Source organism: Paenibacillus herberti, assembly GCF_002233675.1.
Lineage (GTDB): Bacteria > Bacillota > Bacilli > Paenibacillales > Paenibacillaceae > Paenibacillus_O > Paenibacillus_O herberti.
The window spans coordinates 385,524-407,397 of record NZ_NMUQ01000001.1 but is presented as its reverse complement, the minus strand read 5'-3'; the positions used below and the strand labels follow the sequence as shown (position 1 = coordinate 407,397).

Sequence of the window (21,874 nt, the reverse complement as noted above, 5' to 3'; positions counted from 1 at the left end):
ATTCCGTTCCCCTCCGCCTCAACATTATTGTATCGGGGTAAGGGGTGTACTGTCCAAGTTCATTAGGGGGCTAAATAGAATCCACCTTATAAACATTAGGAACCACACCCTCAAGTATCGTCGGACTCTCTTGTTTACTTACAAATGATAGTGGAACACCTTTTTCTTTCAATGATTGTTCAATTCTCTTAAATATCTGTTGTTCATTCTCCTTAGGCTCACTTTTTGTGCATCCAGCTAGAACAGCAGGTATCATTACGATGACAAATAATAAATAAAGCATTTTAGGCATTCGTATCCCCCTCTGCGTTGGGTCCTTTGGACTATCTCAATTCTAAGATCATATAGAAACATTGAATAATCGCTATTCACAACGAGAAAATGCACCTAATTGTTGCTTAAAATCAATCGACAAATACACATTAAAAGTTGGAAATGTAGGAACAGACAAACGACTCAATTGCCACGCAACAGCCGCATGTCCATGTTTTGCCGCGTAACGCGGAATTCAACTTCCCCGTTCAAGTCTGTGCGTACCGCACGAGAACCAAACTGCTTAAGCCTCATCAGCACGTCATCGGACGGATGACCATAGAGATTGTCGATACCGGCGGATAAAACCGAGACAGTTGGTTTCCAATAGGCTAACCACGCTGCTGAGGTAGAGTTTTTGCTGCCATGATGACCGACCTTCAGTACGTCAATTGGCGTGTTTTGGGCGGGTAACGCCAGGCTCTTTACCGTCTCTATGACGGCCGACTCGCTCACGCTCCCCAGATCACCCGCCAACAAAAAACTGCGATTGAACAGCGTCAGAAGTAACACGACGCTCTGTTCATTCTGCTCCTGGATCGGTTGCATGTCGTTATGCTTAGTTGGCCAGAGGACGTCTAATCTGGTGGATACATCAGGCTGCCAGGACATCCCGGCCTCCGTACCGTATAAGGGAATCCCCTTGTTTAGTGCGTTTTGAAGGAGTAGAGGTGTGTCTCCTGCTTCCTTGAGGCTGCCGTTCCAGAGCAGTCGTTTTACTGGAATGCCGTCGAGCACGGCCTCCAGTCCGCCAATATGATCCTGATCCAGATGAGTAACAACGAGTAAATCTATCTCACTGACACCTCTTTTCATCAGGAGCGGTACCAGCATCTTACGGCCGATTTCATATGGATCCCGCCGCTGCCTCCAAGCCTCGCGTTTGAACTGCATCGTTCCTCCGCCGTCAATGAGTATCGTTTGCCCGGACGGAGTTCGGATCAAAATCGAATCTCCTTGACCGACATTAAGCAACTGTACGTAGGCGGCGCGGTCATACCAGCCTGATTGAGAGGCATGCAAAAGCAGCAGAAGCAGAGCGGATGCGGCCAAGACGGATCGAGTTAGCGGGCCTGGGAGACTGTAGACCCCATTACGGATTCTTGTTAACACTGACATGGCGGGGGCAGCAGATGGGCTATATGTGGATGAATCTTTTAAGGGCAAAAGCGGTTGGGTATCCTCATTCTCACTAAAACGTGTTTCCTCGGCTGCCGCCTGCTTACAACTTCGCCATCTCCCCAGGCTATGAAGCAGTCCAAACAGTACCGCATAGTAGGAGACAATCCACCACAAAGAAGGTGTGGCCCAGATCGTACTGCCGTCGCTCCACTCGCCCATCCATTCGATGAGACGAAACGTCCACACGTTGGCTTCTGCCGACCAATTCGCGAGGAGTTGGGCCGCACTCGGCCATACCGGCTCCAACAGCATGACCGCCGCACCTGCTGGCATGATCAGGAAGCTGATGAAGGGTACCAGCAGCAGATTGGCCGGAAGCGACAGCAGATGAATTTGATTGAAATAATAAATGGTAACGGGAAAAGAAATCGCCTGAGCAACAAAGGTAACGACGACGGCATCTTGTACGAAGCGCAAGCGACTTCGGGGTCGCGAGAACAGACGGTTCACGGCTGGCACGCCGAGAATTAAACCCGCTGTAACGATGTAGCTGAGCTGGAAGCTGACGCTCTCGATCAGACGAGGATTCCAAAGCAGCAGCAGGACCGCGGATGCCGCCAGCAGATGCAGTCCGTCCTTTAGCTTGCCAGCGCGGGCGGCAGCAAGGCCGAGCAGCGCCATAAGGCCGGCGCGCAGGATCGATGGAGAGGCTCCGGTAAGCAGCACATACGGCGGCACGGCAAACATAAGCAGGAGCAGAATTCGCTCCTTAGTTAACCGCAGCTGGCGCAGCGAGAAACCGAGCAAGCCGAGCATGACTGCCACATGCATGCCGGATACGGCCATAATGTGGGTTAGGCCGAGCCGGGCGAAGCGGCGATAGAGCTCTGGATCTGTCTCGTCCTGGTTGCCCAGGACGAGAGCTTGCATGTACCCGGCCTGATCTGCCGGGTACATGCGGGTTAGCGCGGAGCCAAGCTGCGCTCGGGCCGCGTCCATGCGGCCCAGCAGCGCGGCAGCGCTATGGTTTTTGCCGGGCGCGGCTTGCAGCGCGCCCGCGCCCTGGACCTGCAGCAGCCAGGTGATTCCCTGGCTGCGCAGGTAGCGGCGGTAGTCGAAGCCGCCGCGATTGGCCGGCGGAGCCGGCAGCTCCAGCGTGCCGCGCAAGCGCACGCTGTCCCCCCGCCGCCAAGCCTTGGCGGCGGCGAGCTCTTGCTCGTGCAGCAGCTTTACGCGCACGAGCAGCGTCTCGCGCAGCGGCTCCGCCTGCTGCGCATCCCCCGCGCGGAGGCTATGCGCCTCCACGCGCAACTGCACCAGGTCGCCGTCGAGCTCGACCGGCGACACAACAATCCCTGCCGCCTCCACGCGAAGCTCCGGCGGCTCAAGCTGCGCCTCGGCGGCGGCGTAAAGGGCGCTCAGCGCGGTCTGCGACCGCGCATCCGCCCATAACCGCTCGCCTGCGGCGAGGGCATAGGCCGCCAAACACGCGGCGGCCAGCCCAGGCCGGGCCTGCCCGGCGAGCGCAATCGCCGCTAGGAGCAGGCCGAGCCCAAGCCCGGCGGCGAGCATGCCGCCTGGGCTCCAATACGCGGCCGCCGAGCTGCCCGCAACAAAACATACTGCCGTCCATACAAGCGGCCGCCCATCCAACCAGCCTCGCGCTTCCAATCTCATTCCTCCCTAACATTCAATATCACCAAAGAGGCTCACTACGCGAGCAAATTCATCCTTCATTCCGGCTGAAGCTATGCGCTAACAAAACTGAGAAGCCTTATTCGAGTCAAAATTCCTCTTTTTTTGAGCTAACGAAACTCAGATAGCTTTTTTCGAGCCTTGACACTCCAAACACCCACCTACGCTGCACATAACGCTTCTCAGTTTCGTTGCACGATGTCGACCCGCAGCATGAGAAGGTTTCATAAAGTAAAATTCCAGAATGCAAAAAAGCACCTCCCGAACGCCCGCATTAGCGGGACCATCGGGAGGTGCTTCCTCCACACCGAGAGTTTTCTCGGGCTTCTTCCTCATTGCACGTTGACAATCAAACGGAATCTCCTCGAGCTCTTCCTCATTGCACATTTGCAATAAAACGGAATCTCCTCAGGCTCATCCTCACATTTACATTCAAACGGAGTTTCCCTAGTCTGCTTCTCCAGACTATTTCCCCATAGTTCCATCAACGATATCTTCTCGATTCCTTTTCCTGCCCTCAGTCCGTCACGGCCAAGCCAGCCTGCGGCGGCGGCTCGTAGCCCTCCTCCAGTCTGCGGAACACGATGCCTTTCTGCTCCATCAGGCGTCCAACCTTGTCGGCATCCTTCGGATAAGCGCGATGGAACACAATCTCGGAAATACCGCTGTTAGCCAGCATATTGGCGCATGTCCAGCAAGGTTGGTCAGTTACATACACTGTGGAGCCTTCGCGGTCGATCCGATCCGTGAAAAGCAGCAGATTCTGTTCCGCATGAATCGTGCGAATACAGCGCTGTTTCTTGATCATCTCGGGTCCTGCCTCGCCGCTGCGCTGCTCCCACTCCTCCACGATCATACAGCCTGCCTCCGAGCAGTCGGCCACGCCCATTGGCGCGCCGTTGTACGCGGTACCGAGCAGCTTTTTGCCCTGGACGAGCAGCGCACCTACATGCCGACGCGAACAGCGAGAACGAGTCGATACCATATAGGCGATGTCCATAAAATAAGTGTCCCAATCCTTGCGTACTGCGTCCTGCTGTGCAGGGGTCGCGCTAGGCATATTGCCGCCTCCTTCGTGTCGAACCTTGTCTAATCCTATTATAGGTTGTTCAAAAAGGCCACCATTGATCACGAAGTAAACCAGGAAGCGAACTCGACATCGAATCTTGTATTCACCTTCGAAGTCCGGTGCTCATGTCGGTTTGCCTACACTCCGCTCCTCCTTCTTCTGGTTCATACAACCTTCTCGGTGCTGAATGACGACCTTTTTGAACTCGCACTATTATAACGGATTAACAAGGAAAGCAATACGGGAAAGCGGCATCGTGCAAAACACCATCAAGTCCAGTAGTGGAAATAGCGCTCAGCCCACTTAACCTTACCCGGCAGCGCCCTCTTGGCTGGAAGCAATCGCCTGTTCGAGGTCATGGATAATATCGTCGATGTGCTCCGTGCCGATCGACAAACGAATCAGCCCTGGCGTTACGCCCGAGCTCAATTGCGCCTCAGGGGATAGTTGCTGATGCGTAGTGCTGGCCGGATGAATGATAAGCGACTTCGAGTCGCCGACATTGGCGAGATGTGAGAACAGCTCCACTGCGTTGATGACCTTTTTGCCAGCCTCTACGCCGCCCTTAATTTCAAAGGTCAAAATCGCCCCTTGGCCTCGGGAAAGGTATTTCTTAGCCAACTCATGAGAAGGATGGCTCTCCAGACCAGGGTAGCTGACCGCAGCAACTGCATCATTGGCTTCAAGTCGCTGCGCAACAGCAAGCGCATTGGAGCTGTGGCGCTCCATCCGCAAATGAAGCGTCTCAAGCCCCTGCAGCAGCAGGAAGGAGTTGAACGGTGAAATGGCCGCTCCCAAATCGCGCAGCAGTTGCACGCGTGCCTTGATAATATAAGCAATCGGGCCCACAGCATCCGTGTAAATGAGGCCATGATAGCTCGGATCCGGCTCCGTCAGACCAGGGAACTTGCCGCTAGCCTTCCAGTCGAACTTGCCGCTGTCAACGATAATTCCGCCGATGGAAGTACCGTGCCCACCGATGAATTTCGTTGCGGAATGAACGACAATATCGGCTCCAAAGTCGATCGGACGAAGTAGGAACGGGCTCGGGAAAGTGTTATCAACGATAAACGGAATGCCGTTTTCATGCGCAATAGCCGCTACCGCTTCAATATCCAGCACATCTCCGCGTGGGTTACCGATCGTCTCACCGAAGACAGCCTTTGTTTTGTCGGTGATTGCTGCCCGGAAATTCTCGGGATTGGAAGAGTCTACGAATTTGACCTTGATGCCAAGCTTCGGCAGCGTATGGGCAAACAGATTGTACGTGCCGCCATACAGGCTTGAGGAACTAACAATTTCGTCTCCAGCAGAAGCGATATTAAGGATAGCAAAAGAAATGGCGGAGGACCCGGAAGCGACCGCTAGCGCCGCTGCGCCGCCTTCAAGAGCAGCCACTCGCTTTTCGAACACATCGCTTGTTGGATTCATGATACGGGTATAGATATTGCCAAACTGCTTCAGTCCGAACAGGTCCGCGGCATGCTCCGTACTTTCGAAACCGTAGGATGTAGTCTGATAAATCGGTACCGCTCGGGAAAGGGTAGTGGGATCGATCTCCTGGCCCCCGTGAACGGCTAACGTCTCAGGCGCTGGCTTGCGAGCTTCTGTCATGGTCATTCTCCTCCTAAAAAGATAAGAATAATTTGATTTAAGTTATTCTCTCACATCCCATGAGAGACCACAACAATATTTTTCCATTTGTCGACCATTTTAGGGCCGATGCCCTTTACTCTCTCTACGGATTCCACGCTGGAAAAAGGGCCGTTCCGTTCCCGATCCTCTACAATAGCTTTGGCTTTAGCCGGGCCGACGCCAGGCAGATCATCCAGTTCCTCCGCCGTAGCCCAGTTTAGGTTCAACTTACCGTCCGCCGTATAGCTGCTTTGTCCGGACGCTCCACGGCCTGCTCCCGTCCCGTTACCTTCCAAACCTGTTGCTCCATCTGCCTCTCCGTCACTCGCACTTGTTCCCTCCGCACCATCAAATCCATTGCTTCTCTCCGCTTCGCCGTCTTCCCTTCCCAAGCCTATGCCACTTTCTTCATTACCGGTCTTCTCTCCTGCTCCACCATTCGGATTGGCTTGACCTACTCCCACTCCTGCTCCACCACTGGGATTGGCATTACCCGCTCCCGCGCCTACTCCTCCACCACTGGGATCGGCTTCACCCACTCCTGCTTCGCCGCTCGAATCACCTTTACCTACTCCTACCCCTACCGCTTCGCCCCCAGCTGACTTCCCATCTCCCAATCCGCTCAACCCAGCTTTAGTCCCAGCTGTTTTTCCTTCAGCAGCCCCCGCCGCAACAAGCGGCCGATCAAGGCGCACCCAGCCCTCGGGCTCAGAATCCTGTGGTTGCTGCAAACCAATTCCAATCAACAAGCAGCCAGCGACTACGAGCAACAACATGCCGCCCTTCCTCATCGATATATGCCTTCCCTTGCGCAGCTCCCCACTATTTCCTCCTCTCATTCGCCATTCCCCTTTCCCAGCAGCTCCTCATCTTTTTCCACTCTCAATCCGAGCAGATCCCCATGTCTTCCCTCTCTCATTCTCCTGTCCCCTTCCCCGATTTTCTTTTTTTTCATTATCGGTTACGTAAATCGACATGTTGGTCGAGCCCAGGCGCATAGAGTAATATCAATCCGCCATCCGTCCACCGCTTCACCGGGACTGGGTGGCCTGACGAAAGAGAATGGCACAGCCGCTAAACGGCCTGATCGTTCTCTTTCAAGCGGGGCGCCCTGTAGATAAAGCCGGTACAGAGAGCGCCTCAGCCCGCTAGGAGGGATTCATTCATGAAGGTGGGTTTTATCGGTACCGGCAGTATGGGCAGCCTGCTTGTAGGCGCCTTTGTTCGCTCGGGCGCCATCGAGGCATCGGATATTGTAGTGACGAACAGGACCTTTCAGAAAGCCGAGCGGCTCGCCGCCGGCCATCCCGGCATGGTCGCCGTCTCAAGCAACCGTGAGGCGATTCAGCAGAGCGACTGCCTCTTTTTGTGCATCAAACCAGGTGAGTTCAAGTCTGTGCTCAAAGAATTGCAGCCCTATGCCCGTGAAGACCAGATTATCGTATCGATCACCAGCCCGATTCTGATTAGCCATCTGGAGGATCAGCTGCCCTGCCGAATTGCCAAAGTCATCCCTAGCATTACTAACGACGTGCTGAGCGGCGTATCGCTTTGCATGTTTGGCAGCCGCATGACTGTAGCAGATTGCTGCATGCTGGAGGGACTACTGTCGCATATTAGCGAGCCTCTGCTCATCGACGAACAGTACACCCGCGTCGTCTCCGACTTGTCCAGCTGCGGCCCTGCCTTCATCGCCTTCCTTGCACAAGGGTTGATTGACGCTGCTGTGGAGATCACCGGCATCGACCCCGACGAGGCTGTCGCCATCACTAGTGCCATGCTGCTCGGCACCGGTAAGCTGCTGACCGAAGGCGGTATGACGCCGAACACGCTCATTAAGCGGGTATCCGTCCCTGGCGGTATTACTCAGCAGGGGCTGCAGGTCCTGCGCAAGGAGACAGACGGTATGTTTCAGAAGCTGATCCGCACCACCCACGAGAAATACCGCGAGGATGTGGAGAAGGTGCAAGTCGACCTATACGGCGAAGAGGTGAACGGTCCCTGACCGCTTATAAATAAGCGAACCTCAGGGTCCATTCACCTCTTCCGGGATTCTTTCCTCAGAAAGAGCCTATGAGGGCCGGACATCTCCGCAGAGATGTCCGGCTCTTTATGTCACTGCACAACCTCGCCTTTACCAAGCGACCAGTTCGCCACGATGTTGACTCAGTTTACCACAATGTTGACAATCTCGCCTTTACCAGCGATCTTGCACACTGTGCCTTTTCTAAGCGATCGGCTCGCTACGATTTCAACGAGCTTTCCATACCAACGAATCAGTTCGCCACAATATTAACAAGCTTGCCTTTAACAGCAATCACCTTGCGAACCGTCTTACCGGCCGTCAGCTCTTGCACACGCGTCAGCTCCTTGGCGATACGCTCCATTTCATCCGTCTCTGTATCGGCGGCGATGGAGACGCGATCGGCAATTTTGCCGTTCACCTGTACGACGATTTCAACCTCTTGGTCAACGGTCCAAGCTTCCTCGAACTCCGGCCACGGCACGTAGCTGATGGAACCGCTGTAACCCAGCTTTTCCCACAGCTCTTCGGCCAGATGCGGCGCAAGCGGCGCGAGCAGCTGTACGAAGTTCTCTACCGAGGTACGTGGCAGCGTATCGGCCCTGTAACCTTCGTTGACCCAGATCATCAACTGGCTAATTGCCGTGTTGAAACGCAGGTTCTCGAAGTCATCCGACACTTTTTTGATGGAGCGATGCCAGATGCGGTTGTAAGCGTCGCTGCCTTTGTCGTCCGTAATTTTCGGATTCAGTGCGCCGCCTTCAACGACGATCAGACGCCAGACGCGGTTCAAGAAGCGGTTCATGCCTTCGACGCCGCTCGTATTCCATGGTTTGGTCGCTTCCAGCGGCCCCATGAACATTTCGTACAGGCGCAGCGTATCCGCACCGTATTCCTGCACAATTTCATCCGGGTTAATGACGTTGCCGCGAGACTTGGACATTTTCTCATTGTTCGTGCCTAGAATCATGCCCTGATTGACCAGCTTGTGGAAAGGCTCCTTCGTGTCTACAACGCCGATATCATAAAGCACCTTATGCCAGAAACGGGCGTACAGCAGGTGAAGCACCGCATGCTCCGCACCGCCGATGTACAGATCAACCGGCATCCATTCCTTCTGCTTCTCCGGCGAGCACAGCGCTTCGTCGTTATGCGGATCGATAAAGCGCAGGTAATACCAGCAGCTGCCTGCCCATTGAGGCATCGTATTCGTCTCGCGGCGAGCTGGCAGACCCGTTTCCGTATCGATCGTGTTCACCCAATCCGTCACGTTTGCCAGCGGCGACTCGCCCGTGCCGGAAGGTTTGATCGCGTCCACATCTGGCAGCAGCACTGGCAGCTGATCCACCGGAACCGGCTTCATTGTGCCATCTTCCAAATGGATAATTGGAATCGGCTCGCCCCAGTAGCGTTGACGGCTGAACAACCAGTCGCGCAGACGATAGGTCGTTTTGCCGCGGCCTTGGCCGTTCTCTTCCAAACGGCTGATCATTGCCGAAATCGCTTCCGCATTAGACAGTCCGTTCAGGAAGTCAGAGTTCACATGCGGGCCGTCACCGGCAAAAGCTTCCGTCTCTACATTGCCGCCCTGCACAACCTCAATGATCGACAGGCCGAACTGCTTGGCGAATTCCCAATCGCGTTGATCATGACCCGGAACGGCCATAATCGCGCCTGTGCCGTAACCGGCCAGTACGTAGTCGGCGATCCAGACCGGAACCTTCGCTCCGCTAACAGGATTAATTGCATACGCACCAGTGAATACGCCGGATTTGTCTTTAGCCAGATCCGTACGCTCCAGATCGCTCTTGCGGGATGCCATCACGCGGTAGTCAGATATGGCGCTCTTCTGCTCCTCGGAAACAATCGCATCAACCAGTTCATGCTCAGGAGCGAGTACGCAGTAGGTCGCGCCGAACAGCGTGTCGGGACGCGTCGTGAACACCTGGATTTTAGCGTCCGAGCCATCTACAGGGAATGTTACTTCTGCGCCGACCGATTTGCCTATCCAGTTGCGCTGCATATCCTTGATGCTCTCCGACCAGTCCAGCTCATCCAAATCATCCAGCAGGCGTTCGGCGTACTCGGTAATTCTCAGCACCCACTGGCGCATCGGCTTACGGATTACGGGATGGTTACCGCGCTCACTCAGGCCGTTGATTACTTCCTCGTTCGCCAGCACCGTACCCAGCGCTGGACACCAGTTAACCGGAATCTCAGCGACATAAGCCAGCCCTTTGTTGTACAGCTGGATAAAGATCCACTGCGTCCACTTGTAGTAGTCAGGATCCGTTGTGCTGATCTCGCGATCCCAGTCGTAGGAGAAACCGAGCGATTTGATCTGGCGGCGGAAATTGTTGATGTTCTTCATCGTGAAGTCGCGTGGATGCTCGCCGGTATCAAGAGCGTACTGCTCCGCTGGCAATCCGAACGCATCCCAGCCCATCGGATGCAGAACGTTGTAACCTTTCATCCGCTTGTAGCGGGAAACGATATCCGTCGCCGTGTAACCCTCTGGATGGCCAACATGCAGACCAGCCCCGGATGGATAAGGGAACATATCCAATGCGTAGAAATTTGGTTTATCCGCATCCTCGGTAGTGCGGAATGTTTTATGCTCATCCCAGTACTGCTGCCACTTCGGCTCCAGCTGCTGGTGATTGTATCCTTGAATTTCTGATCTCTCGTTACTCATGGCATATGCCTCCTATTCATTATGGGCGGGGGAAGACGTCAAAAAAACCTCTCGCCCCCAGCGAAAATCGCTAGGGACGAGAGGTTTGAATTCCCGCGGTACCACCCTAGTTGGCGCCTGGCATAATATGCCGTTGACACCCACTCTAAGCCCTTAACGGGGGCTGATTCGGCAAGACTGCTCCCATGACGGGGCTGATCTTGCGGCTCGGAGGCGAGATTCGGCACGCTGCGGGTCCGGCTTGCACCAATGATACCGGCTCTCTATGTCCACGCGATGCGGCTTACTGCTCCTCTTCAACGCCAATATGGCTAATTTAAGATCGATTATAGAGGAATGCAGACAGGGAGTCAAGATAAACGCTTTGGAGCGCCCATAGGCAGCGATATTTTAAATCAAAAAGGCTCCGTAAAATGGGAACTGAGAGCCGCCCCCACCGAATCTCCTTTGATAAGAGTAACGTAAATGCGTTCATGCTCGACATATTCACCTGCAATGAGCTTGAGAAGCTGCTCGGAGGACAGCCAGCCCCATTTTTGCTTGGAATAATCGATTGTTGCTAGGCGCGGCTGAGTGTACTGTGATATTTCGATGTTATCAAAGCCGATCAGACTGATGTCCCGCCCTACCCGGATATTCGTCGTCGTCAAATACTCATACATCCCGATCGCCATCTCATCATTCAAACAGAACACAGCCGCTGGTTCGCTAAAATGCTGCGCAATTTGCAGGCCGGCAAGCGCACCGGATGCCTTTGTGAAATCTCCTTCCATTTCAATATACTGAATATGCGGATGCCGGGACAAAACCTGCTTGACAGCTTGCAGGCGCTGCCTGGAATCGAAGGAGCCTTTAGGTCCCGTAACCACATACAGCTTGCGGTGGCCAAGCTCGATCAGATACTCTACGGCCAATCTTGCTCCGGCTTTGTTATCAAGCAGCACCTGATTGACGTTCGGATGATTCAGATCGCGATCCAACACAACTAACTTATGGCCGAGATCGGCATATTTCAGTAGCTCTTCGCTAGAAAAGGACTCGTCAAGGACGATCGCTCCGTCAATCATCCGCTGTGGCAGCAAACGATGTGATTGCTTGCCGCTGCATGCGACCAGATCGTAACCACTCTGCTTCAAGCCTTCCTTCATTCCTTGCAGCAATTCCCCATAAAAAGCTCCATTGAAGTCGCTCAGAAAAACGCCGATTACTTTCGTTTCCTGCTTCTTCAAGTTGCGGGCCGCCGCGTTCGGCGTATACTGCAGCTCCTTGGCAATGGCTAAAATTCGGGCAGACGTTTCAGCTGTGACCTTCGGGCTTCCGTTGAGCGCATAGGAGACCGTAGATATTGAAACTCCTGCTTGTTTAGCAATATCTTTAATATTGGCCACATGTATGCCCCCATATCTTTGTTGTAATTCAGTGCCTCTTAGCGATCATTAAATTGGCCGTCCGCCAATGCTGCATCGCGGTCCTCCAAGGAGGTGGACAAACGGCTGAATGCCTGATTATACCGTTTCATAATTGGAAATACAAGAGTATTTTTAAGCGCTTTCATTTATGTTTTTGTACTGAAGCCCCATACCCATCCGCATGAGATTCCCCGTTTTTCCCCTACTTTTCACGACTCATTAATTAGCTTATTTGTTCCTTCTCCCAGCATTCCTATATAATGATATTGGTATAGTCCTAGCCTACATAGACAGGAGAGAATCAGATGGAATTGAAAAATAAAAATGCTCTTATTACCGGTGCTGGTAAAGGAATCGGACGAGCCGTCGCAATTGCGCTCGCTAAAGAAGGAGCCAATGTCGGTCTGATTTCGCGTACGGAATCGGAGTTGGCATCGCTCGCCAAGGAATTGACCTCGCAATACGGCATCAGCGTTCATTATGCAGTAGCTGACATCTCGAATGCGGCTGAAGCGGCAGATGCCGCCAAAGGCCTCACAAAGGAACTTGGCAGCGTCGACGTGTTGATCAACAACGCTGGGGTCGCTTCATTCGGTACTGTGGCAGAGATGGATCCCGCCGAATGGGAACGGATAGTTCGCGTTAACCTTTTTGGAACCTACTATGTTACCCATGCTGTGCTTCCTTTCATGCTGGAGCGCTCAAGTGGAACGATTATCAACATTGCATCAACCGCAGGTGAGCGAGGCTTCGCGACCGGCTCGGCTTACAACGCCTCCAAGTTCGCCGTTATGGGCTTCACGGAAGCACTTATGCAAGAAGTGCGCAAATCGAATATCCGCGTAACCGCCCTGACTCCGAGCACCGTTTATACACCGCTGTCCCTCGCTAGTGGCCTCGTCACGGAAGGCAACGACTCCATGATGCAAGCAGAGGACGTTGCTGAGCTTATTATTGCTACACTGAAGCTGCCAGATCGCGTGTTCATCAAAACCGCAGGCATCTGGACAACTAATCCTTAACATTCTTAAAATAAAGTAAAACAAGCCGTTTCTCTTTTTACAGAGGCCGGCTTGTTTTATTTGTATATCGATTTGTATATCGCCTTACACCCACTTCACAACTTCATCCACGCATCTTCTCGTTTTCGTACGAGGCTCATTGACGCGGTAACCGAAAGCGGCCATTACAGATAAACCGAACTCTTCGCCCATAATATTATGTTTGCGGAGAACCGCTTCCGCTTTCTCCTTATGAAACCCTTCAATCGGACAAGAATCAATACCGATTCCAGCTGCTGCCGTCAACATATTGCCAAGCGCGATAAAGGTCTGTTTGCTGGCCCAATCTTCCAACTGGCGCGGATGCTCCATAAGCCCGAAGTCCCTTACCTGGAAGTCGCGAAACATCGCTTTGCGTCCTTCTTCCACTTCCGCAGGAAGCTTCAGCACCTCTCGGTTCATATAGTCCAGATAAGCGGAGCCGTGACGCACCTGCTCAGAGCTTCTTGCCAGAATAAGCACAAAATGGCTTGCCGTTGGCAGTGTGCCTTGCGCACCCCAGGTTACGGCTTTCAGTTCCTCGCGGATTGACGGATTTTGCAGTACGACGAATTTCCAAGGCTCATAACCGAAGGAGCTGGGGGAAAGTCTGCCCGTCTCCAAAATAAACTCGAAATCCTCCGCTGGTATTTTACGGTCTGCATCAAATTCTTTTGTGGCGTGCCGAAAGTGAAAAGCCTCCAAAATCTGCTCCTTGCGTGTATTTTTTTCCTGCTCGCTCAACGCTATTTTCGCTATACCATGATTTGTCATCAATCGTTCTCTCCTCTTCCCGATTTGTTCGGGGAATAATTTATACTTCACATCTTAATCGTTTTACTATATTTTTAATAGTAGGCACATTTTTGTTGTATAGAATCACTTTTGATACTCTTGGAGGTAACGATGGATAAAGAGCTTTGCTCCTACCCTGAATTGGACAAACACGGGTTTACATGCCCGGTGGAATTGACAATGGACGTCATTGGCGGCAAATGGAAATGCATCGTCATTCATCAGCTGCTGGACGGCCCCAAACGTTTCAATGAGCTTCGTCGGCTCATGCCCAAGGTCACGCAGCGCATGTTGACGCTGCAGCTGAGAGAGCTGGAGCGCGACGGCCTTGTCGCTCGGCGTATCTATAATCAGGTTCCTCCCAAAGTCGAATACTCGCTGACTGAGTTCGGCTGGGAGCTTGCGCCGATTGTTCGCTCCATGATGGACTGGGCACTCAAACATGCGGATACGGTGATGGAGCACCGTTCGCAATCGCTGGCGAAAACGCAAGCTTAAGACGCATCAACGCCTGCTCCAAACATAAAAAGGGGCAGTCCCTTAAGTCATAACGACCTAGGGATGCCCCTTCTTCATTTGTAAAACAAAAAAACCTTTCCTTGGTAAATGGAAGTGCCACCCACCATTCCTGCCCTATCAAGATTTGCGCCACGGAATTCACTTGGTTATTTACTCAAAGCTCGGACGGCACATTACGGCTCCGGCTGAGGAACACTCCCACCTGATCGCGAATGCCATCCCGCGTCTGCAGCACCCAGTCCGCCTGCAGTTTGGAAACTCCATTAGTACAAGAAGCAGGATAAAAAAAGACCGTCCCTAAGTCATCTTGCGATAACTTTTGAGACGGCCGCTAGCATTTATTTGATCGCCGCAAAAAACAGCCTTTCCGATTCCGCCGACGGTTCCTGCATACTGAAGTCTGCGTACCGATCCACCCGGCTAAAGCCTGCCGAACGAAGTGCCGTCACAAGCCAGTCCGGTTCATAAGCACGCTGCTGATGGATCTCTTCAAAACGAATGAAGCGCCCCTCGCGGTCGGATTCATCCCTGGCAAAAATCGTTAGATGATGGCGGATCTCCAGACGTTCGGCGTCGAGGTCAGAGGTCCAAATGTAACCAACATCCCGCTCGTCGAGTGTGAACGGCTGTTGCTCGGCATAACGCCGCAAAGTTAGCGGTGCATGCACGTCGAACAGAAACACGCCGCCTGGCTTCAGTCCCTGATATGCGGCCCGGAAAGCAGCCTCCACATCCTCTTCCTCGGTCAAGTAGTTCAGGCAATCACAAAAGCTGATCGCCGCATCCACAGGCTCCGGCAGTTCCCAGTCACGCATATCCTGCTGCAGCCAGCGGACTGAGCCGGCGCGAGGACGGATCGCCTGCTGCGGTGTTTCGTCCCATTTGCTGCGGGCGATTGATAACATGTCAGCCGACAGGTCGATGCCGAATACCTTGAACCCCGATTTTGCCAAAGGAATAGCTAAGCTGCCGGTTCCGCAGCCGAGATCGGCAACCGTCTCCGGTACCCCGTAGCGCTCCCAGCATTCCCGCATGAACCGAATCCAGTCCGGATACGGCATCTCTTCCATGAGCCGGTCGTAAACACCGGCGAATTGGCGGTAAGCCCGCATGAGGCATCCCCTCCTAGCTCCCATTCAAACAACGAGCGGAATTTTAAAACATGAGCTTTAATGCATGAGCTTTAGTTCATGAGCTTTAGTTCATGAGCTTTAGTTCATGAGCTTTAGTTCATGAGCAATTGTAATGGAGAGTAAAACTGACTGTTAAAGCGATTTAATAACAAACGATTATTACTCTAGCCGCGCGGCCGGGCCGCTGGAGGAACAAGGGCCGAACAAGTAACAAATGTTACTTGCTCCCCTCATCCAGTGAGCCCCAGACCAAATCAAGTAACAATTGTTACTTGGTTGCCTCAGCTTGTGAGCCCTAGACCAAGTCAAGTAACAATTGTTACTTGGTTGCCTCAGCTTGTGAGCCCTAGACCAAATCAAGTAACAATTGTTACTTGATCGCCTCATCTTGTGAGCTCTAGACCAAATCAAGTAACAATTGTTACTTGATCGCCTCATCCTGTGAGCCCTAGACCAAATCAAGTAACAATTGTTACTTGGTTGCCTCAGCTTGTGAGCCCTAGACCAAATCAAGTAACAATTGTTACTTGATCGCCTCTTCTTGTGAGCCCTAGACCAAATCAAGTAACAATTGCTACTTGGTCGCCTCTTCTTGTGAGCCCCAGGCCAAATCAAGTAACAATTGCTACTTGGTCGCCTCTTCTTGTGAGCCCCAGGCCAAATCAAGTAACAAATGTTACTTGGTCGCCTCTTCTTGTGAGCGCTAGACCAAATCTTGGTCGGCGTAATTAGCAGCCCCAAGCCCTACATCAAGTAGCCAATACTACTCGGCAGACGTATTAGAGTCTTCGGCGGAGCCATCTTTCTGTGTCTGCTGTGTCTGCTGTGTCTGCTGTGTCTGCTGTGTCTGCTGTACCTTCTGTTCCTGCTCTTCCGCCCCCGGCTCCTGGATAAGTTTTGTCCAGTTGCCTTCTTGCTTCACGAGGCCTTCGCGCATCAGCTTGCCTACGGCGCGTTTGAATGCGCCTTTGCTGATGCCGAATTTATTCTTGATGATCTCCGGCGGAGTCTCATCGGAATATGGCATCGCTTGGCCTGGACGTTCCTTGATGAACGCCAGGATGCGGTCCCCATCCTCAACACGTCCAACCTGCTTGAGCTGGCCCATCGACAGATTCGCACGGCCATCCTCGCGGACATAGGTCACACGCGCGCTGACACGTTGGCCAAGCCGAAGCAGTTCCGGACGCTCCGAAGCCGGAATCATTCCGTAGGCTCCAAACCCGATTACACCACCGTCAAGCACCACAAAAGAGCCCATTTGCAATGTACGGCTGACCCAGCCTTCCTTCCATTCATTGCGCCAGGTAGACGGTACCGGGAACACATGCTGGGAAAGATCATCCTCGCGCGCCAGCTTAGCCAGCAGACGCCCGCTCTTGTCATGAGATAAGGTGACGTACACCTCATCTCCCGGAAGCGGCCGAAGATCAACGAACTCAGGCAGCTCCGATAGCGGCAGCAGCAGTTGGCGGCCAAGGCCGATTTCCAGGAAGCAGCCTAGCCGGGGATGAATATCCGCGACGACCAGCCTCTTCAGTTCACCGAGGTGGATGAGCGGTTTTTTCAACGTGGCAGACAAACGGTCATCGGTATCGTGGAACAGGAACACTTCCAGCTCCTGCCCTTCCTTCACCTTGGTTCCGGCCGTCTCTGAGTAGTGCAGAAGCACTTCGTTGTCATCCTCGTCTCCCAGAGACAAAAAATAGCCGAAGGGCGACACTTCGCGTGCCACCCTCAGCTTCAAAATTGAACCAGCATAAGTCGTCATGCGAATTCCACGACTTTGGCGTCAGACCAGAGCCTTTCCAGACTGTAGTAATCCCGCTCATCGCGGTGGAATACATGCACAACAACGTCGCCAAGATCGATCAGTACCCAGCGAGCCGTATCCATGCCTTCCAAGCCACGGACGTTAACTCCACCAGCCAGAGCGCGTTTGCGGATTTCAGTGGCGATTGCGTTTACCTGCGTGTCGGAATTACCGTGGCAGATGACAAAGTAGTCCGCGACAAGCGAAATTTCCTTAAGATTCAATGCAACAATGTTGCTCGCTTTTTTATCTTCAGCCGCATCTACAGCGGCTTGCAGCAGTTGTTCGGAATTAAGAGCCATTCAGTTGCCTCCTTGGGCTGTGAAAATTATATTGGTTGTGGTACGAATAAGATCATTGCGGGCAGCGACCGTCAGCGGATAGATGCGCTTGCCCTTTTCTAGCAAAAAGCGAATCGTCGAGTCGAACCCAGCGACCAACGCGGCGTCCAGATCACTGTCCGCCAGCTCTCGAATCCGGTCGACACCGGGAAATTCCCGCCCTGGCTCCATGTAGTCCGCCAGGCAGACAACCCGCTCGAGCAGGGTCATTCCTGCTCGTCCGGAAGTATGGTAGCGGACCGCGTCAAGCACCTCGGGATCATCGATGCCATAGTCCTTGACTGCCGCCCATGCTCCCGCTGGAGCATGCCAGAGCTCTTTGTCATAATCCAGCACGGCGAGATCAACACCTTCCTCGCGGACGTACTCCTGCATCCGCTCGACCGGCCAGAACTTCGCCAAATCATGCAGGATAGCGGCAAGCTCGGCCTTGACTGGGTCGGCGCCGAAGCGCTCAGCCAGCACGATGGAGGTGTCAATGACGCCTTGCACATGCTGCCATCTGCGCTCCGGCATGCCAGAGCGAATCGATGCCATCAGCTGCTGCTTATCCATCAAGACGATACAGCTCCTTCTCGATCAAATAACGGTGAGCGGCATCCGGAACGAGATAACGAACCGACAAACCGGCGCCGATCCGCGTGCGAATTGTCGTCGAGGAGATGGCGAGCTGCGGAATCGGAACACGGATGACTCGCTCTTGCAGCCGTTCCGGCAAAGCTGGCATCTCTCCAGGGTCGGAAGGCCGTCCGACCTCATCTGGACGGTCGACGCCGATAAAGCGGATGCGGGCGGCAAGCTCGTCGATACGATGCCAACGGGGCAGATCCAGGATGCGATCCGTACCGATAATCCAGTGAAACTCCGTCTCTGAATTCAGACGTTGCAGATCCTCTATCGTATCATACGTATAGCTGACCCCGCCGCGCCTCAGCTCCAGGTCCAACACGCGAAATGCTGGATGCTCCTGCACAGCAAGCTCCACCATGCGTTGTCTCTCCTCGGGTGCAGCGCCTGGAGCCCGATCCTTAAGCGGCGGTCCCGCATTAGGGATGAACCAGACTTCCTCCAGGCCGCAGGCTTCCATGGAACGCTCAGCGGCGACAAGATGCCCGATATGGATCGGGTCGAACGTTCCGCCCATCAAGCCAATTTTACGCATCTTGTCCCCTCCTTAAACGTCCTGATGCTGCATGCCGTGTGGCCTCAAGGCCGATTACGAGGCAGTACAATCGTTTTGTAGTCCGTGGACTCTTTGTACAGCACGATCGTCTTGCCGATGACTTGCACCAGATGAGAGCCGGAGCCCTCTGCCAGCTGCGCGCCTACCTCGCGAGGATCCTCGTCGCAGTTATTAAGCAGATTCACCTTGAGCAGCTCGCGCTTCTCAATCGCGTCTTCAATATGTTTCACCAAATTCTCGTTCATGCCGCCCTTGCCGATTTGGAAAATCGGGGTTAGATGATGGGCCAACGCGCGAAGATGGCGTTTTTGTTTACCTGTCAGTGTCATGAAATCACAATTCCTCTCTTGTATAGCCGCTTTGCAATTGTGTGAAAGCAGCGAACGCAGCCTAGGGATTAGCACCCTCGGCAGGCCGCGGTGCCAACAACGCTTGAAGTACAGTCTCCCTCATTGCTTTTGCTGGCGCCGCAAGGCCCGTCCAATATTCGAAGGCGTATGCGCCTTGATAAATAAACATGCCAAGCCCGCCATGCGTCCGACAGCCGCGCTCCCTGGCGCGAGCCAGCCAAGCCGTCTCTAGCGGATTATAAATCAAATCGCTGGCGACCGCATCCGGTCGCAGCAGTGAAACATCCACCGGCAGGTCATCCACATAAGGATACATGCCGATGGAGGTGGTGTTGACGACGAGATCCGCATTGCGAATCGCCTCATCAGCAGCCAACCCCGCCGTCGGCAACGCCTCGATGTTGCCACGGTTCGCGAAGACGATTGCCAGCTCGCGTGCTCTCTCCTCTGTACGATTGAGCACTGTGACAAGCTCAGGCTCCTCGCCAAGCAGCGCATACAGGATGCCACGTGCTGCACCGCCGGCGCCAATGACCGCGATCCGCTTGCCTTTCAGCTCTGGTATAGCTTCTTCTTTTAAAGAGCGCACATAACCGAGGCCGTCTGTATTATAGCCGGTCAGCATGCCGCCGTTGTTGACGACCGTATTAACCGCTCCGATCAGGCGCGCACCCTCATCCACATAGTCCAGATGTTTCATCACATCGAGCTTGTGCGGAATAGTCACATTGACCCCACGGACGCCCATCGCCCGAACACCGAGCCAAAAATCGCCCAGTCGATCCGGCGTAACATGAAAGGCCGCATAAACGCCATTTACACCTGTTTCTCGGAACGCACGATTCATCATGACCGGTGATTTGGATTGCCGAATCGGATCGCCGATAACGCCGTACAGCGTCGTCGAGCTATCCACCAGCAACCCCGGGATGCCTTCAAGCTTGGTGTCCATGTTCTATATCCCCTATCCCGATGTTCTGAATGATACTTAGATCAACGCTTCACGGACAAGCACTTTGACGCCTTTAGGCGCGTACACCTCGACCTGGGCTCCGTTCGTGCCGTTGACGCGAATCCAACCGAGGCCGGAGATGAATATATCGGACTCGCTACCACGCGGAATGCGCAACGAATGGCGGGTCCATGCGGGTATCCCCTGGAGCTCCTCCAGGGACGGAGGCGCAAGCATGACGCCTTTGTGCTGGGCGTAAAGCTCATCTGCGCGTTCCAGCTTCGTACGATGCACCTTCATGGCGTTCGCCGTATAAAGCGTGAAGCTTAGGTTGGCGCCATGCGTGTAGTCGAAGCGAACTAAGCTGCCGAAAAACAGCGTCTGTCCCGCGTCCAACTGGTACACCAGCGACTTGATCGGCTTGTCCGGCAGCAGCGAGCCGAGCACTCCGCGCGGCACAAGCTCGGTCAGGCGCGACGTATAGACGATTCCCGGCGTATCGATGATCGACTTACCGTCATCAAGTGGGATGCGGATCTCATCCAGTGTCGTACCCGGGAAGCGCGATACGGTCAGCTCGCGCTCAAGATCACTGTAGTCAGCGATCAGGCGGTTGATCAGCGTCGATTTGCCGACATTGGTGGCACCAACGACGTACACATCACGTTGTCCTCTGAGCTGCTCTACTGCTTCGACAACGCGGTCGAAGCCCATGCCTCTTTTGGCGCTGCACAGCACGACATCGACTGTACGCAGTCCTTGAGCCTTAGCTTGACGCTGAACCCAGTTGCGGAGCCGGTTGTAGTTGGTGCCCTTAGGCAGCAAGTCGATCTTATTCACAACGAGCAGCACGGGATTGTTCCCTACAAAACGCTGCAGGCCGGAGATCAGGCTTCCTTCAAAATCAAACAGATCCACGATATGCACGACTAAGCTGTCCGTGGACGCGATGCCGCCCAGCAACTTGAGAAACTCGTCGTTATTCATGGAAACCTGAACAGCGTCGTTATAATTGCGGATGCGGAAGCATCGCTGGCAGATTGCTGCCTCCGCATCCAGTGCGGATGCCGGAACGTATCCCGGCCGATCCTTGCTCTGCGTCTGCAGCGAGGCTCCACAACCTGCACAAGACGGCTGGTCCTTATCCTTGCCTTGTTCCTTCATTTGCTTACTCACTTTCCTGCTTCCTCCTCTTGCCACAGGCCCTTCCGGCGTAACCGGGACAGGGCGACCCGCTCCAGAATCCGGTTAAAGCGGGTTCCGAAACCTTCGTCAAGCGGCGCAATCGGAGCGACAAGGATCGTATACAGCCCCATCCGCTTGCCCCCCAACACGTCAGTCATCATCTGATCGCCGATGACCACCGTCTGCTCCGCCTGCAAATCCAGCACCTGAAGCGCCTTACGAAAGGCGCGTGTGGACGGCTTGCGGGCCGCGTGGATGAACGGAATGGCCAGTGGTTCGGCGAAACGGGAAACACGGGTCTCATGGTTGTTGGATACAACAACAACCTTGAAGCCCAGCTCCCTAAGCCTGTCCAGCCATACGATCAGTTCCGGCGTAGCCAGAGGAATCTTGGAGCCGACAAGTGTATTGTCGAGGTCGGTAATAATGCCCTTGACACCCTTTTCGGTGAGCAGATTCAGATCGATATCATATATAGATTTCACGCGCATGTGCGGCACAAGCCGTTCGAACATCGCTTTGTCTCCCTTACTATAGAGCCTGTTATCTACGAAACTATACCATATTACAGGATAACCGCGCAAAAAGGAACCAACTCTTGTC

20 protein-coding genes are annotated in these 21,874 nt (G+C 53.9%); 3 read left to right on the top strand and 17 right to left on the bottom strand.

From position 1 onward, the window contains the following. Positions 1–70: 70 nt before the first annotated feature. The 5 genes from CGZ75_RS01950 to CGZ75_RS01925 all read right to left on the bottom strand — a co-directional run bounded on the left by CGZ75_RS01950 (position 71) and on the right by CGZ75_RS01925 (position 6,672). A complete protein-coding gene (locus CGZ75_RS01950; RefSeq protein ID WP_089522621.1) occupies positions 71–292 on the bottom strand; it encodes a hypothetical protein in 222 nt (73 codons plus the stop codon). A 164-nt stretch (positions 293–456) separates the two neighbouring features. Next, a complete protein-coding gene (locus CGZ75_RS01945; RefSeq protein WP_089522620.1) occupies positions 457–3,111 on the bottom strand; it encodes a ComEC/Rec2 family competence protein in 2,655 nt (884 codons plus the stop codon). A 535-nt stretch (positions 3,112–3,646) separates the two neighbouring features. Continuing rightward, positions 3,647–4,189 carry a deoxycytidylate deaminase gene (locus CGZ75_RS01935; protein WP_089522618.1) on the bottom strand — a complete coding sequence of 181 codons (543 nt, stop codon included), beginning with the start codon at positions 4,187–4,189 and terminating at the stop codon, positions 3,647–3,649. 318 nt (positions 4,190–4,507) lie between these two features. Beyond that, positions 4,508–5,812, bottom strand: a complete 1,305-nt coding sequence (locus CGZ75_RS01930) for a homocysteine synthase (RefSeq protein ID WP_089522617.1) — start codon at positions 5,810–5,812, stop codon at positions 4,508–4,510. Between the two features lie 50 nt (positions 5,813–5,862). After that, the gene (locus CGZ75_RS01925) at positions 5,863–6,672 is read right to left on the bottom strand and encodes a ComEA family DNA-binding protein (protein ID WP_217900042.1); all 810 of its coding nucleotides are present in this window, start codon (positions 6,670–6,672) and stop codon (positions 5,863–5,865) included. A 326-nt stretch (positions 6,673–6,998) separates the two neighbouring features. On the opposite strand from CGZ75_RS01925, the gene comER reads away from it, so the two are divergent. Continuing rightward, positions 6,999–7,838: a late competence protein ComER gene (gene comER, locus CGZ75_RS01920; RefSeq protein WP_089522616.1), complete on the top strand. Its 840-nt coding sequence runs from the start codon at positions 6,999–7,001 to the stop codon at positions 7,836–7,838. A gap of 271 nt (positions 7,839–8,109) precedes the next feature. Here comER and leuS read toward each other — a convergent pair whose 3' ends face one another. Both leuS and CGZ75_RS01910 read right to left on the bottom strand, forming a co-directional pair. Further along, positions 8,110–10,551 carry a leucine--tRNA ligase gene (gene leuS / locus CGZ75_RS01915; RefSeq protein ID WP_089522615.1) on the bottom strand — a complete coding sequence of 814 codons (2,442 nt, stop codon included), beginning with the start codon at positions 10,549–10,551 and terminating at the stop codon, positions 8,110–8,112. Positions 10,552–10,946: 395 nt separating this feature from the next. Beyond that, positions 10,947–11,939, bottom strand: a complete 993-nt coding sequence (locus CGZ75_RS01910) for a LacI family DNA-binding transcriptional regulator (protein WP_089522614.1) — start codon at positions 11,937–11,939, stop codon at positions 10,947–10,949. Positions 11,940–12,265: 326 nt separating this feature from the next. On the opposite strand from CGZ75_RS01910, the gene CGZ75_RS01905 reads away from it, so the two are divergent. Further along, entirely contained in the window at positions 12,266–12,982 is a 717-nt protein-coding gene (locus tag CGZ75_RS01905; RefSeq protein WP_089522613.1) for a 3-ketoacyl-ACP reductase, read from the top strand. 84 nt (positions 12,983–13,066) lie between these two features. On the opposite strand, the gene CGZ75_RS01900 is transcribed toward CGZ75_RS01905, so the two are convergent. Further along, positions 13,067–13,774, bottom strand: a complete 708-nt coding sequence (locus tag CGZ75_RS01900; RefSeq protein ID WP_089522612.1) for an NAD(P)H-dependent oxidoreductase — start codon at positions 13,772–13,774, stop codon at positions 13,067–13,069. A gap of 132 nt (positions 13,775–13,906) precedes the next feature. Here CGZ75_RS01900 and CGZ75_RS01895 point away from each other — a divergent pair, with 132 nt between their 5' ends. Then, positions 13,907–14,293: a winged helix-turn-helix transcriptional regulator gene (locus tag CGZ75_RS01895; protein WP_089522611.1), complete on the top strand. Its 387-nt coding sequence runs from the start codon at positions 13,907–13,909 to the stop codon at positions 14,291–14,293. A gap of 359 nt (positions 14,294–14,652) precedes the next feature. Here the strand turns inward: CGZ75_RS01895 and CGZ75_RS01890 are convergent, their stop codons facing one another. The 9 genes from CGZ75_RS01890 to CGZ75_RS01850 form a co-directional block, all read right to left on the bottom strand. Further along, the gene (locus tag CGZ75_RS01890; RefSeq protein ID WP_089522610.1) at positions 14,653–15,426 is read right to left on the bottom strand and encodes a class I SAM-dependent DNA methyltransferase; all 774 of its coding nucleotides are present in this window, start codon (positions 15,424–15,426) and stop codon (positions 14,653–14,655) included. A gap of 784 nt (positions 15,427–16,210) precedes the next feature. Continuing rightward, complete coding sequence (locus tag CGZ75_RS01885) at positions 16,211–17,218, bottom strand: CvfB family protein (RefSeq protein ID WP_089522609.1); 1,008 nt, start codon at positions 17,216–17,218, stop codon at positions 16,211–16,213. Next, entirely contained in the window at positions 17,215–17,562 is a 348-nt protein-coding gene (gene rsfS / locus CGZ75_RS01880; protein ID WP_089522608.1) for a ribosome silencing factor, read from the bottom strand. The genes CGZ75_RS01885 and rsfS overlap by 4 nt, the downstream gene beginning before the upstream one ends. Next, complete coding sequence (gene yqeK, locus CGZ75_RS01875) at positions 17,563–18,156, bottom strand: bis(5'-nucleosyl)-tetraphosphatase (symmetrical) YqeK (RefSeq protein ID WP_089522607.1); 594 nt, start codon at positions 18,154–18,156, stop codon at positions 17,563–17,565. Next, the gene (nadD, locus tag CGZ75_RS01870) at positions 18,149–18,763 is read right to left on the bottom strand and encodes a nicotinate-nucleotide adenylyltransferase (RefSeq protein ID WP_089522606.1); all 615 of its coding nucleotides are present in this window, start codon (positions 18,761–18,763) and stop codon (positions 18,149–18,151) included. The genes yqeK and nadD overlap by 8 nt, the downstream gene beginning before the upstream one ends. A gap of 44 nt (positions 18,764–18,807) precedes the next feature. Then, positions 18,808–19,113, bottom strand: a complete 306-nt coding sequence (yhbY, locus tag CGZ75_RS01865; RefSeq protein WP_089522605.1) for a ribosome assembly RNA-binding protein YhbY — start codon at positions 19,111–19,113, stop codon at positions 18,808–18,810. A 61-nt stretch (positions 19,114–19,174) separates the two neighbouring features. Then, a complete protein-coding gene (gene aroE, locus CGZ75_RS01860) occupies positions 19,175–20,086 on the bottom strand; it encodes a shikimate dehydrogenase (protein ID WP_089522604.1) in 912 nt (303 codons plus the stop codon). Positions 20,087–20,122: 36 nt separating this feature from the next. Continuing rightward, positions 20,123–21,250: a ribosome biogenesis GTPase YqeH gene (yqeH, locus tag CGZ75_RS01855; protein ID WP_089524507.1), complete on the bottom strand. Its 1,128-nt coding sequence runs from the start codon at positions 21,248–21,250 to the stop codon at positions 20,123–20,125. Between the two features lie 8 nt (positions 21,251–21,258). Next, on the bottom strand, positions 21,259–21,786 hold the full coding sequence (locus tag CGZ75_RS01850) for a YqeG family HAD IIIA-type phosphatase (RefSeq protein WP_089522603.1): 528 nt from the start codon (positions 21,784–21,786) through the stop codon (positions 21,259–21,261). Positions 21,787–21,874 lie beyond the last annotated feature (88 nt).